General features: G+C 55.6%; 12 protein-coding genes. 7 read left to right on the top strand and 5 right to left on the bottom strand.

From position 1 onward, the window contains the following. The 3 genes from OES20_16430 to OES20_16440 all read left to right on the top strand — a co-directional run. The coding region (locus tag OES20_16430) for a dehydrogenase (GenBank protein MDH3636286.1) at positions 1-1314 on the top strand (1314 nt) is incomplete at its 5' end. A 2-nt stretch (positions 1315-1316) separates the two neighbouring features. Continuing rightward, positions 1317-2648, top strand: coding sequence for a Xaa-Pro peptidase family protein (locus tag OES20_16435; GenBank protein ID MDH3636287.1), 1332 nt, complete (start codon positions 1317-1319; stop codon positions 2646-2648). 51 nt (positions 2649-2699) lie between these two features. Continuing rightward, the gene (locus tag OES20_16440) at positions 2700-4235 is read left to right on the top strand and encodes an alkaline phosphatase family protein (GenBank protein ID MDH3636288.1); all 1536 of its coding nucleotides are present in this window, start codon (positions 2700-2702) and stop codon (positions 4233-4235) included. Here OES20_16440 and OES20_16445 read toward each other — a convergent pair. Continuing rightward, a complete protein-coding gene (locus tag OES20_16445) occupies positions 4224-5132 on the bottom strand; it encodes a response regulator (protein MDH3636289.1) in 909 nt (302 codons plus the stop codon). The genes OES20_16440 and OES20_16445 overlap by 12 nt on opposite strands. A 233-nt stretch (positions 5133-5365) precedes the next feature. On the opposite strand from OES20_16445, the gene OES20_16450 reads away from it, so the two are divergent. Next, positions 5366-6664: an FAD-binding oxidoreductase gene (locus OES20_16450; GenBank protein ID MDH3636290.1), complete on the top strand. Its 1299-nt coding sequence runs from the start codon at positions 5366-5368 to the stop codon at positions 6662-6664. 27 nt (positions 6665-6691) lie between these two features. On the opposite strand, the gene OES20_16455 is transcribed toward OES20_16450, so the two are convergent. Beyond that, entirely contained in the window at positions 6692-7510 is an 819-nt protein-coding gene (locus tag OES20_16455) for a phytanoyl-CoA dioxygenase family protein (protein ID MDH3636291.1), read from the bottom strand. 15 nt (positions 7511-7525) lie between these two features. Further along, on the bottom strand, positions 7526-7810 hold the full coding sequence (locus OES20_16460; protein ID MDH3636292.1) for a DUF1330 domain-containing protein: 285 nt from the start codon (positions 7808-7810) through the stop codon (positions 7526-7528). A gap of 115 nt (positions 7811-7925) precedes the next feature. Here OES20_16460 and OES20_16465 point away from each other — a divergent pair, with 115 nt between their 5' ends. Beyond that, the gene (locus OES20_16465; protein ID MDH3636293.1) at positions 7926-8537 is read left to right on the top strand and encodes a DNA-3-methyladenine glycosylase 2 family protein; all 612 of its coding nucleotides are present in this window, start codon (positions 7926-7928) and stop codon (positions 8535-8537) included. Positions 8538-8591: 54 nt separating this feature from the next. Further along, positions 8592-9377 (top strand): 2OG-Fe(II) oxygenase, encoded by a 786-nt coding sequence (locus OES20_16470; GenBank protein MDH3636294.1) that lies wholly within the window; start codon positions 8592-8594, stop codon positions 9375-9377. Positions 9378-9762: 385 nt separating this feature from the next. Here the strand turns inward: OES20_16470 and OES20_16475 are convergent, their stop codons facing one another. Together OES20_16475 and OES20_16480 are read right to left on the bottom strand one after the other, a co-directional pair. After that, positions 9763-10350, bottom strand: coding sequence for a hypothetical protein (locus OES20_16475; protein ID MDH3636295.1), 588 nt, complete (start codon positions 10348-10350; stop codon positions 9763-9765). 148 nt (positions 10351-10498) lie between these two features. After that, a complete protein-coding gene (locus OES20_16480; GenBank protein MDH3636296.1) occupies positions 10499-11860 on the bottom strand; it encodes an MATE family efflux transporter in 1362 nt (453 codons plus the stop codon). A 247-nt stretch (positions 11861-12107) separates the two neighbouring features. Between OES20_16480 and OES20_16485 the strand changes: the two genes are divergently transcribed. After that, complete coding sequence (locus tag OES20_16485; GenBank protein ID MDH3636297.1) at positions 12108-13076, top strand: TAXI family TRAP transporter solute-binding subunit; 969 nt, start codon at positions 12108-12110, stop codon at positions 13074-13076.

The raw sequence follows: 13076 nt of genomic DNA on the forward strand, positions 1-13076 counted from the left end.
CCAGAGATGGACCTGTTTCCGTGGGACCTGGCGCGTTTCGGTGCCTGGGCGACGAAACCCTTTACCCGGGCGCGCACACTGGATCAGTATGCGCATCGATTCAAGATTCATTTTCCCTACGAAGAGTGCGAGGCCGGCCGTCCGATCAAGACCCGTCCCGTGTACGAACGCCAGCAGGCGCTCGGTGCGGTGTTTGGCCTCAGTTATGGTTACGAGCATCCGTTGTGGTATGCGCCCGCGGGCATGCAAGCGATCGAAACCTACGGCTTTGAGCGTCAAAACTGGTTCGACCCGGTTGCCGAGGAATGTCGTGTCCTGCGTGAAGCAGTTGGTATCATCGACGTATCCAACTTTGCCAAGTACCGGGTTCGTGGTGCCGGCGCGGCTGATTATCTCGATCACCTGGTCACCAACCACCTGCCCACGGAAAACGGGCGCTCATGCCTGACGCCGATGATCGGGTTGCGCGGTGGTATCGCCGGTGACTTTACCATCACCAGGCTGGATGATGAGGATTTTCTGATGATCGGTTCCGGTATCGCCGAACGCTATCACCAGCGCTTTTTTAACATGGTGGCCCGCGACGATAGCGTTTCTTTCGAGAGCTTTACCGAGGCCTGGGGTGGATTCAATGTCGCCGGTCCCAACGCACGCAAACTGCTGCAACAATTGACCGATGCCGATTTGTCGAACGCCGGTTTTCCGTTCATGTGCAATCGTAAAATCCGCGTGGCCGGTCTCGATGCCGTCGCGATCAGGGTCTCGTTTACCGGGGATCTCGGCTGGGAGATATACGTGCCGCTCGAGCATCAGCTAGCGCTTTACGAGGCCTTGCTGGAAAAGGGCGACGCACTCGGTGCAAAACCGGTCGGTGGGCGTGCGCTACTGTCATTACGGGTCGAGAAAGGCTACGGCAGCTGGAGCCGCGAATATTCGCCCGAATACTGGCCGCAGGAAGTCGGGCTGGAGCGCTTGATCAAGCTCGACAAACCCGAGTTCCTGGGGCGCGAGGCTTATCTCGCGATCAAGGACAAGCCGCCGCGCGAAAAACTCGTTGTCGCCAGGGTTGAAACTACCAATGCCGATGCCAATGGTGGCGAGCCGGTATTCCTGGTCGATGGTACCCCGGTAGGTCGGGTCAGCTCGGGCGCATTTGGACATAGCGTTGGTGCCTCGATTGCGCTATGTTTCATTAAGACCGATCACGCTGTCGCCGGCACCGAACTCGACATAGCGATTCTGGGGGTCCCGCATCGCGCTGTCATCCTCGAAAAACCGCCTTTCGATGCCAGTGGCGAACGTTTGAGAGCATAACCATGGCCAGTAACCCTTACTCGATTCCAAATCCCAAGGTCAATCCCGCAAGCCGGCCCGCGATGCGCCCGGACAATACACCGGACGACAACGATCGCATCGAAATCGGCCCTACGCCACTGGCCTACGCGGAATGGGAGGACGCGGGATTGCAATGCCCGGACCTGCCGGAAATGCGGCAGTATCGTCTCGATAGAATAGTCGCGGGTCTTATCGCCAGCGATCTCGACGCGGTGCTGCTATTCGATCCACTGTCGATTCGCTACGCGACCGATACCACGCACATGCAATTGTGGAATGCGCATAATCCCTTCCGCGCCTGCATGGTCACCAGCGATGGTCACATGGTGTTATGGGAATACGGCGGGTACGCCTATCTGTCGGAATACAATCCATTGGTGCGCGAGGTACGCTTTGGTGCATCGTTCTTTTATTTCGCCACCGGCCAGCGCACCGAGGAAAAAGCGGGACTGTTTGCCGGCCAGGTCGTGGACCTGCTGCAGGAACGTGTCGGTTCCGGTCGCCGGGTTGCGGTCGACAAGATCCAGATCGCCGGTCTGCGCGCGCTCGATGAAGCCGGCGTCAAGGTCATGGACGGTGAGGAGCTGATGGAGCACGCGCGCTCTATCAAGGGGCCGGATGAAATCCTGGCGATGCGCTGCGCGATTCATGCCTGCGAGGCTTCGATCGCGGAAATGCGTGAACTGACCCAGCCCGGGATGACTGAAAACGATGTCTGGGCGGAACTGCACAAATCCAATATACGCCGCGGCGGCGAATGGATCGAAACGCGGATCTTATCGACCGGGCAGCGCACCAATCCGTGGTTCCAGGAATGTGGTCCGCGTATTATCGGCAACAATGAAATCCTGGCCTTCGATACCGATTTGATCGGCTGTTACGGCATGTGTACCGATATTTCCCGCACCTGGTTTATTGGTGACGGGCAGCCCACGCAACGACAGAAGGATATTCACAAGCTTGCGCACGAGCACATCATGACCAATGCCGATATCGTCAAGCCGGGCATGAGCTTCCAGGAACTGACTGAGCAAGGCCATCACTTGCCGGATATTTATATCCCGCAACGTTACGGTTCAAAATTTCATGGTGTCGGACTGTGCGATGAATGGCCTGCCATCAAGTACCCGATCGACTGGGAGGAGCGCGGCTACAGCGGCGTCCTCGAACCCGGCATGATGCTCTGTGTCGAAGCTTATGTCGGTGAAGTGGGTGGACCGGACGGCATCAAGCTCGAGGATCAACTGCTGGTGACCGAAGACGGCTACGAAAACCTGGTGGTTTGTCCGTTTGATTCTTTGTTGATGGCTTGAAATTGACGTTAAGTGTTCGTGGGTAACGAGTTTGCAAGGTAACAGGATTCGATGAATATTTTATTTATCACCGCGGATCAATGGCGCGGCGAGTTTTTGTCGGCCCTCGGGCATCCGCATGTCAAAACCAGCAACCTGGACGCACTTGCCAGCGAGGGCGTGTTATTCAAGGATCATTATGCCCAGGCGACGCCCTGCGCACCCAGCCGCAGCTCGATGCACACCGGCATGTACATGCAGAGTAATCGATGTGTGGTTAACGGTGCACCATTGGACAGCCGCTTTACCAACTGGGCATACGAAGTGAAAACTGCCGGGTACGAGCCATCCTTGTTTGGTTATACCGATTCCGCGATCGATCCACGCGGACTCGACCCCGACGACCCGCGGCTCAAGCACTATAGCGAACCCCTGCCCGGTATCGGTCTGTACACCCCGATGCGTGACGAGGTATCGGTCGAGTGGGTCGAGTATTTGCGCGACAAGAATTATCCCTTGCCGGAGCGACCGTGGAGCCTGTACTCAGAACTGCGCGAGGGCGTCGACTGGGCGGCAGGTGGTGATACGGTACTGCCGCTCGCGATAGACCGCGAAGATCATGAAACTCACTACATGGTCGATCGTTGTATCGACTGGATCAAATCACAGTCAAAACCCTGGATTACGCATTTATCGTTATTGCGACCGCATCCGCCGTTAGCCGCACCCGAACCCTACAACAGTCTGTACGATCCTGAGGAGATGCCTGAACCGTCTCGTCGCGAATCACCCGATGAAGAAGCCGCACAGCACCCGCTACTGGATTATTTCATCAACCACAGCCGCTTTCGCGCGCCCGATTCGCGGCGCCAGACGCAGCAGGATATGGTCAATTACTTCGGCCTGATGCAGGAAGTTGACGACAACCTGGGTCGTCTTTTCGATGCGCTCAAGGCCGGGGATGAGTGGGAGTCGACGCTGATTATTTTCACCTCGGATCACGGCGAACAACTGGGCGACCACTGGTTGATGTCCAAGCTCGGCTATTTTGATCAGTCTTATCACATTCCGTTGATCATTCGCGATCCGCGCAGCGAAGCCGATGCTTGCCGGGGTCAGCAAATCCGGGGCTTCAGCGAAAATGTTGACGTGATGCCAACCATGCTCGACTGGCTCGGCATCGAAATCCCGAACCAGTGTGACGGTTTCTCGCTGCTGCCAGTATTGCGCAACGGCGAAATGCCTTCCGGATGGCGCGAGCAGGCTTTCTGGGAGTGTGATTTTCGCAACGTCCGGGACGATAGCCTGGAACGGCACCTTGGTCTAACGCTACATCAGTGTAACCTGTCGGTGATTCGCGACCATCAATATAAATATGTCCACTTCGGTGCATTGCCGCCACTGTTTTTTGATCTGCAGCAGGATCCCGGCGAATTCGTCAACCAGGCGCAAAATCCGGAGTACCAGGCCCTGGTGCTTGAGTATGCGCAAAAAATGTTGTCACTGAAGATGAATCATGCCGAGCGTGGTTTGACTGAAATAATGCTGGGCGAGGGTGGAGCAGTTACACGCCGTGCGCCGTTGCGTAACCTGGCTTCAGGCGTTTAGACCTTTCCTGATGGTGGCGAGCACTTCGTTGCCGTTACCGATGTATTCGAGGTCGTCGAAGCTCGACAAACGCGCCACAGCGATACCACGGCCATGCGGGTCAAAGGCGCGATCAGGATCGAAATCGAGGTAAGGCGTCCAGTCAAATCCCTGCCCCTGGTCACGTATCCTGATCTGCACCGTATCGTTGGCGACATTAAACTCGAGTTCGATATAGGTGCCGGCGTTTTCGCTCGCGCCAAGGCGGCGCTCGACTTCAAGTTGCCAGTTTCCGTTGCGCATCAGCCTGCTTTTTTCGGGATAACCGATTTTCAGATTGCCGTGTTCAAGTGCGTTTACAAGCAGTTCGGAAATTCCGGTAACCGCACGTTGCGGTTCGGGGCACAGGTGAGCTACCTGCAAGGCAACCAGGTTGCATTGTTGCAGGTTGTGGATGCGGAAACGCCCAAAGGTCATGAGCTTGAAGATCTGGCGTCCCGCCCTCAACGATTCCAGCAATGATTTCTCATGCAGCCGGTCGTTTACTGCCCCCCGGATCACCGATTTGAGGATTTCGCCATCATAGGGTTTGGTCAGGTAATAGTAGGCACCGGCCCTTAATCCCGCGACGATTTCCTGGTTCTCGGCTTTCGCGGTTTGCATAACCACCGGCACATGCTCCAGTTCATTGGTGCGTTTTATATTCGCCAGTAACTGCATGCCATCCATGCCGGGCATCCTGCTATCCAGCACGATGGTATCGTAGCGTTCCGGGTCTGCTTGCAGTATCGACCAGGCTTCACGGCCATCGGCTGCCCTGACCAGTTCGTAGTTCTCTTCTTCGAGATGTTCGCAGATAATGTCGAGATTGATGGGCTCATCATCGACAATCAGTACGGTGGCTTCTGTGCTATTCAATCCCGGTTACTCCGACGTTCAATGTGAAAGTGTCAGGCTCCAGGCGGTCTTTGACTAACATCAGCAAGGCAAAAGTCAAAAATAAAACGTAATGAATCCTTGCACCTATTTAACCATAGCTGCGGGTAAATGTAGCCAAGACGGGTTAAATAACTAAGAATAATCGACACTGGTATGAAATGATTTGATGGCAGTCTGACCCTGATAAGAATTCTGAAAAACCGTTTGGATTGATGATAGATAACTCATTTTGCAGCGATGATTTCAAGGCGCAATGCTACTGGTGGGATCAAACGCCCAGGCCAGCGATAGAAACAGAGGATTTGCCCGACAAAACCGATGTGCTGGTAATCGGCTCGGGCTATACCGGGTTGCATTGCGCGCTGCAAACCGCGGCGGCTGGACGACAGACCACGGTGATTGATGCAGATGCGGCAGGCTGGGGCTGCAGCACGCGTAACGGCGGCCAGATCAGCGGTGAAATAAAACCCGATTATGAAGAGTTGCGCGATCGGTATGGTGATGACCGCGCCCATGCGCTGATAAAAGAAGCCCGCGGCGCACTCGAATGGCTTGGCGATTTTATATCACAGCAGGATATCGACTGTGACTACCTGCGTTGCGGACGCTTCCTCGCTGCCCATAGCCCGCGCCAGTTTAAAAAACTGGTGGACCGTGCTCGAAACCAGCCTCGTGGTCTCGAGCAGAATCTGCAGATCGTTTCGGCACGGGATCAGGTCAGCGAAATCGATAGTCCCTGTTACCATGGCGGCCTGGTCATAGAACGGCACTGTTCGCTGGATCCGGCCAAATACCATGCGGGCCTGATGCGCAAAGTCCTGCATAACGGGGCGCAGGTAGTCGACTACTGCCAGGCGACAGCCATTGAGCACGTTGCCGAGGGATTCAGGGTCAGTACCAGCCGCGGAACGATTCAGACCCGGGAACTGGTGATTGCAACCAACGGCTACACCGGCACGGTTACGCCATGGCAACGTCGACGGATTATTCCGATTGGCAGCTACATGCTCGCAACTGAGCCGATGGATCCGGCGCGCCTGGATCGGTTGATGCCGCGGCAGCGGGTGTTTAGCGATACCCGCAAGATCGTGGTTTATTTTCGGCAGTCCCCGGATGGTCGCAGCTTGCTGTTTGGCGGCAGGGTTTCGGTATTCGAGTCCGATCCGGTCAAGAGTCTACCCGCGCTGCGACAGGAAATGCTGCGCATCTTTCCACAGCTCGAGGATGCCAGGATCAGCCATACCTGGATGGGTTTCGTCGGTTACACCTTCGACACCCTGCCGCATCTCGGGATCGAGGATGGAATTCACTACGCGATGGGCTATTGCGGATCGGGAATCTGCCTGGCGAGTTACCTGGGTAACCGGCTCGGTTTGCAATTACTCGGAAACGAGGAGGGTCATAGCGCGTTCAACCACCCGGGATTCCAGACGCGACCGCTGTATAGCGGCAAACCCTGGTTCCTGTCGGCTTCGGTGCGCTACTACCAGGTGAAGGACCGGATTGGCTGAAAGGGCTGGAAGCGGACATCGCCGCGGCTAGCTTTTTACGACCTTCGGAAAAACCTGGGGAAATTCCTCGCAGTCCAGTGGTTCGCCCGGCTTCAGGCGTTGCTCGAGCCCGGGAAACGGCGGCGAAATTTCGCCGCTGCGGATGGCATACACCGTGTCGTCACCCAGCCAGCGTGCGGCGAAACCACGGCGGCGATGGGTGGCCGAGAGATTTGATGGTGCCCCATGTATTGTCAGGAAGTGAAATGCAATTGCATCACCGGGCTCGAGGTTCCAGCTGCGGATGTCATATTCAGTGCGATTAGCATCGATATCGGGAATCGACTCCAGTTTGTCGTCGTCGTGGTCGTAATCGACACCACTGAATTTACGCGGCAGGAACCAGCGTCCCCAGTCGTGGGAACCGGCAACAAATTCGGGGCAGGTTTCGATGCTGACCGGATCCAGCGGAATCCACATGCTGCAGACCTGGCGACCGTCGACACAGTAATAGGGTTGATCGTGGTGCCAGGGTGTAACCTTGTCGGTTCCCGGCTCCTTGACCAGCACGTGCTCATGAAAAATACGCACGCTTTTCGACATCATCAAATCAGCGGCAATCCCTGGTGCCGGCGAATCAAACATGAAATCTCGATACTCGGGGATTCGATCCCAGTTGCAGTAGTCGCCGAAAAATCGTCCCGCCTGTCCCGGCTCCAGGTATTCCCTGCCAAAGGGCCCCGGGTCGCGCATGTTGGCCTCGACCCCGGCGCGCAGCGTTTCGATCCAGTCGCTGAAAACACCGCGTAACAATAACACGCCGTCGCGCTTGAAGGCGTCAACCTGGCCTTGAGTCAGTTGCGACATGGCGCCGGTGAGGATCTAGTTACCTTCAACAATACAAAGATCGCGTTCGGCCGCGTCGCGAGCAAATGACAGGGCTTCGCGGTAGGCTTCCGAATGGTAGCATCGCTCGGCGTCCTCGACGCTCGGAAATCGCACCACGACATTACGCGCGCGTTCTTTGCCTTCGAGCCAGATGGTACGCGTCGCACGTGCGAGAAATTCACCACCGTGCGCTTCGATCGCTGCGGTGGCGCGTTTGGCGTACTCACCGTAAGCATCGGGATCGGTGACGTGGACATGGGCAATCCAGTAGGCGGCCATGGTATTCCTCTCGAATAATCAGCTGTGAAAGGATTGTTATACTAGAGCGGTTGTGGTTGGAAGGAAACCGGTTTTTAAACACAGGAAACCGCTGAAAAAAGACAAAACTAAAATTGTGAATCAGTCAAAAATAAAACGACACCTGGATGCACTGGCTAAAATCGATCCGGATTTGCGTCGTGGTCTGAAACTGGTACGCTACCCCGCGCCCCGAATCAGGGAACAGGGTTTCGAAACCCTGCTGTCGACGATCGTTGCGCAACAGATTTCGACCGAGGCGGCGGCCGCGATCATGCGCCGGGTGCAAGCGCTGCTGCCGAGCATGGAGGCAGAAGCGGTGCTCTGCTTACCCGCGGGCGCCCTGCGCGCCGCCGGTTTATCGGCACGCAAGGTCGAGTATGTCGAGGACCTGGCACGGGCGATCGCCGAAAATCAATTCGAGGTGTCAAAACTTCCTGACCTGGAAGACCAGGCGGCAATCAACGCGATTACGTCGCTCAGGGGATTCGGTGTCTGGAGTGCCGAAATCTACCTGATGTTTTCGCTGCAGCGCGCTGATATCTTCCCGGCTGGCGACCTGGCGCTGCGCATCGCGCTGCAGAAGTTAAAAGGCATCGAGCAACCACTCAGCGACAAACAGGCACGCGAGGTGGTCGCACCCTGGGCGCCTTACCGCAGTGCCGCGAGCCTGTTCCTGTGGCATTACTACCGCGGCGCGCCGACCTGACCAGGTATACACCAGGCTTGCCGAATACCTGAACACTATTTATATTGAGCCGTGATGGACAAGCTCATTGACCTTAATAAATACCCTTTGCACCGGCTCGAAAGTGCTGCCGGGCAGCAATTGGTGGCGCAGTGCATCGATGATCTCGAGCGTAAGGGCATGTTCACGCTGAAGGGCTTCATGCGGCGACCGGTTATCGATGAAATATTACCTGGTTTGCTGCAGAAGCTTGAGCATGAATCGTTTTGTCATAGCCGCGAACATAACATTTACTTCAGCGACAATGTTGATGATGTTGCAGCCGACCATCCGGCCCTGGCGCGGGTTAACACCATCAATCATACGCTCTGCGGCGATCAGCTGGCTGACGAGTTACTGCAAATCTATCGCTGGTCAGGACTGACCGATTTTCTCGCGCGGGTGATGGGCAAACCGATACTGTACCCGATGGGTGATCCGCTCGCCTGCGCCAATATACTGGGTTACTACGAAGGCGAAGGGTTGAACTGGCATTTCGATCGCTCCGAGTTTACAACAACACTGCTGTTGCAGGCGCCGCGTGAAGGGGGTGAGTTCGAGTATCGACGGGAATTGCGCAGCGAGCAGGATCCAAACTATGACGGTGTCGCCAGCCTGTTGCGCGGAGAGGACCGCGAAATTGCGAACTTGAAGCTTGAGGCAGGTGATCTCAACGTGTTCAAGGGTAAAAATACCGCGCACCGGGTAACGCCACCGAAGGGTGATCGGGCCCGGCTCGTGACTGTTTTCTCTTATTATGAAACGCCCGGCAGGATGTTTTCAGACGAGGAAAACCTCGGCTTTTATGGCCGAACCAATTGACTCCGGGCAACGTCATCCCCAAGCAAGCGGCCCCCAGCGCACGCTGGGTTGACGTATCGGAATCTCGTAATGATACCAGGGTGGGTGGAAAATATTTTTGCGGGCAAAAATGTATTCCACCCACGGTAACCAGTGTCAGAACGTTATCTGAGTCAGGAAAGCCGATTAGATGATTCCCATGATTCTTCATTCCCGCGCCAGCGGGAATCTAATAATGTGCGGTACGGTGCAAGATTATGATACGTCAACCCAGCGTGCGCTGGGAGGCCGCTTACGCAGGAATGACGTTTAATTTTACGAGCGCAGCAGCACGCAAAAAAAAGCCGCGACTGGAGGGCCGCGGCACAAGTTGGGATAAAGATCCCTATGGAGGTCATTCAGAAACCTAGCAGGTATATCCGAACCAGGTAGGTGTCTTGTCAGGATTTTCCGGATCGCAGGTTTGGCCGCCCATCCATCCCGCATAGGTGGCCGGATTCAGGTAAGTCATGTAGTTAGCCGGATTCATGGTCTCTTTGTACATCGACGGATCCATGACGTGCATGTAGGAGCCCGGGTTCATCCAGTAAACCATGGTTTGCGGATCCATCATGACCTGGTAAGAGGCCGGGTTCATCCACGCCATCATGTTTTCGGGTTTCGTGAATTCCATGTAAAACTGCGGCTGCATAAATTGCGCGTAGCTCGACGGATTCATGAAGGCCATGTGGGTCGGCATATGGGTCTTGGGATCAACCCACTGCATCCAGGCGCCCGGGTGTGCAGCGTTGAATTTAAGCTCGGTGGATATCGCGGGCAGCGCCGGGTTGGCCATCGCGCTCATCCAGTAGTTGGGGTCAAACATATCGACGTTAGCAGGTGGTGCGTCGACCTTGGTCGTTACCGCGGCTTCAACAGCCTGGTTGGCATTTGTAGCCAGGCTCAGCGTCAGCAGTGCTGTTGCCGTCAGTGCTAATAGCTTGTTTCTAATCATGATCAGTTACTCGTGGTTTTTAAAAATTTGTAGGATGGCTTGAAATCTGTGTCTGATTATTAAGCATATAAGAAATAACTAATATACTTATAAAGAGTTATGCGCTGTATCCCGATGGGAATAGTGTGCTTAACCTCGCATGCGGTAACTAGTTGGTGGCTGCCCGGGTAAATCTATGGAAACGCAGGGTCAACAGACAGGCCGACACGGCGAGACCGGCTGCGAGCCCCCACCACAGGCCGGCGCCATCCATCCCGTAGTAAAATGCGAGTAACGAGCCGCCACCGATCCCGAGAATCCAGTAACCGAAGCCCGCTATCCACAGCGGCACCAGGTTATCCTTCATGCCCCTGAGCGCGCGCGCGGCCGCGGCCTGCAGTCCATCGAATACCATGAACAGGGCAGCGATATAGAGGAACTGGGTTGCCAGTGCCGAAACCCGGGCATAACCCGGATCATCGGGCGATATGAAAACCAGGATTATCTGTTCCGCGTAACTGAGTGGCACCACGATCAGCGAAGCGGTGACAGCAATTACCAGGCTCATGCCGAGCAAACCGGCGCGGCGTGCATCTGCCATGCGGTTGCGGCCGGTTGCGAGTGCCACGCGAATCATGGTGGCCTCGGCAAGCCCGAAGGCGATTACGAAAGGAATGCCTAACCAGGCCGCCGTAATCTCGTACGCTGCCAGCGTTTTGGCGCCGATGACGCCGGACAGGATCGAGGCGGCCACGAATAAACCGGCTTCCAGGAAGGTAAGCCCCGCCACCGGTAGGCCCAGCCACAGGATTTCGCGGCACAGGGGCCAACGCAGGTGCCATTTTTCCCGGAACAGGCCAAAACCCCGGAACATCGGTTTGCGGTAGACGTGCAGTGCCAGTGCCACGAACATGAACCACGAAACAATCGTGGTCGCGAGTCCGGCGCCGAACAGGCCCAGTGGCGGTAGGCCGATACCACCGTATACAAACCACAGTGTCAATCCGTAGTTCAATCCCACGGCAATGATGCTGATCACCAGCACCGACACGGTCTGCGACAATACCGCGACAAAATTGCGAAACACCGCGAACCAGAGCACCGGCAGTACCGAGCCAGTCAAGCCCCGCAGGTAGCCCTGCGCGAGTTCGATGACCCTTGGATCCTGGTTGGTGGCAATGAACGCGAGATCGAGGTTCCAGATTAACAGCATTGCCGGCACACCGAGACCCGTGGAGACAATAAGGCCCTGCCGGACCGACTCACCCAGCTCGGCTTTTTTGCCGGCGCCGAGCGCCTGCGCCGCGAGGACTCCGACAACGGATAGCAGCGCTATCAGGACGATCAGAATCTCGAACGAGAGGTGACCCGCAATACCAACGGCCGCGAGTGAATGGTAGCCGAGTTTGCCAACCACCATCTTGGTAGTCAGAAACATCGCGAATTCGGCCAGGTAGGCAGCCGAGAGTGGAACAGCGATGACGACAAACTGCCTGAGTTCGTCTTTTAAAGTGGTATTAATTTGCTGCATGGGAGCGTTATATTTTTATTCGCGTTAATGTAGACGATTCGGCTCTCCAGTGATAGCAAATCCCGCAGATATGCTGCTCTAGCAGGCTTTGGTGCTGGATAATGTGGGCTTTATGCTTTGACAATAGCCTCCGACCTATTAATAATGATGGGTCTTAGAGTGAATCTACAGGTAGTACCACGAGCGCCGAATTGCGGTACTGCGAAATATAAAAAATAATCGGCATAATCAATCGAAGGAGATAATCATGAAAGTATTAAGCAAAGTCGCTCTGGCCTCGCTGTTGGCGGCGTCGCTGAGCAGCGGCAGCGCACTGGCGGCCGGTCAACAGTTTATTTCGATCGGCACCGGCGGTGTAACCGGGGTGTACTACCCCACGGGTGGCGCCATCTGCCGACTGGTCAACAAGAACCGCAAGGAGCACGGCATTCGTTGCTCGGCTGAATCTACCGGTGGTTCCATTTACAACATCAACACGATTCGCGCCGGTGAGCTCGAATTCGGTGTTGCCCAGTCTGACTGGCAGTATCACGCCTACAACGGCACTTCCAAGTTTGCCGACCAGGGCGCTTATAAAGACCTCAGAGCGGTATTTTCGGTTCATCCTGAGCCGGTTACCGTTATTGCCAGCGATGGTTCCGGTGTCAAAGAACTTTCCGATGTCAAAGGCAAGCGGATGAATATCGGCAATCCGGGTTCCGGAACCCGCGGTACCTGGGAAGTTATCGAGGAAGCCATGGGCTGGACTCGCAATGACCTTAAACTGGCCGCTGAAATGAAATCTGCGGAAACCGGCCAGGCCGTGTGCGACGGCAAGATCGATGCTTACTTCTGGCTGGTGGGACATCCGTCGGCGCTGACCCAGGAGTCACTGGCAACCTGTGATGCGCACCTGGTGCATGTGAAAGGTGCGGCGATCGACAAACTGGTAAAAGAAAACTCGTTTTATCGCAAGGCGACTATTCCGGCCGGTATGTATAACAACAAGGAAGATATCCAAACCTTCGGTGTGGGTGCGACTTTCGTAAGCAGCGCCTCGGTCCCGGACAACGTGGTTTACACGGTTGTCAAGGCAGTCTTCGAAAACTTCGATGACTTTAAAAAACTGCACCCGGCGTTTGCTAACCTGACTGAAAAGGAAATGATCACCGATGCCATCTCGGCACCGCTGCATCCCGGTGCGGTCAAGTACTACAAAGAAAGAGGCTGGATGTAA

It is taken from the genome of Gammaproteobacteria bacterium, from assembly GCA_029862005.1.
Taxonomy (GTDB): Bacteria; Pseudomonadota; Gammaproteobacteria.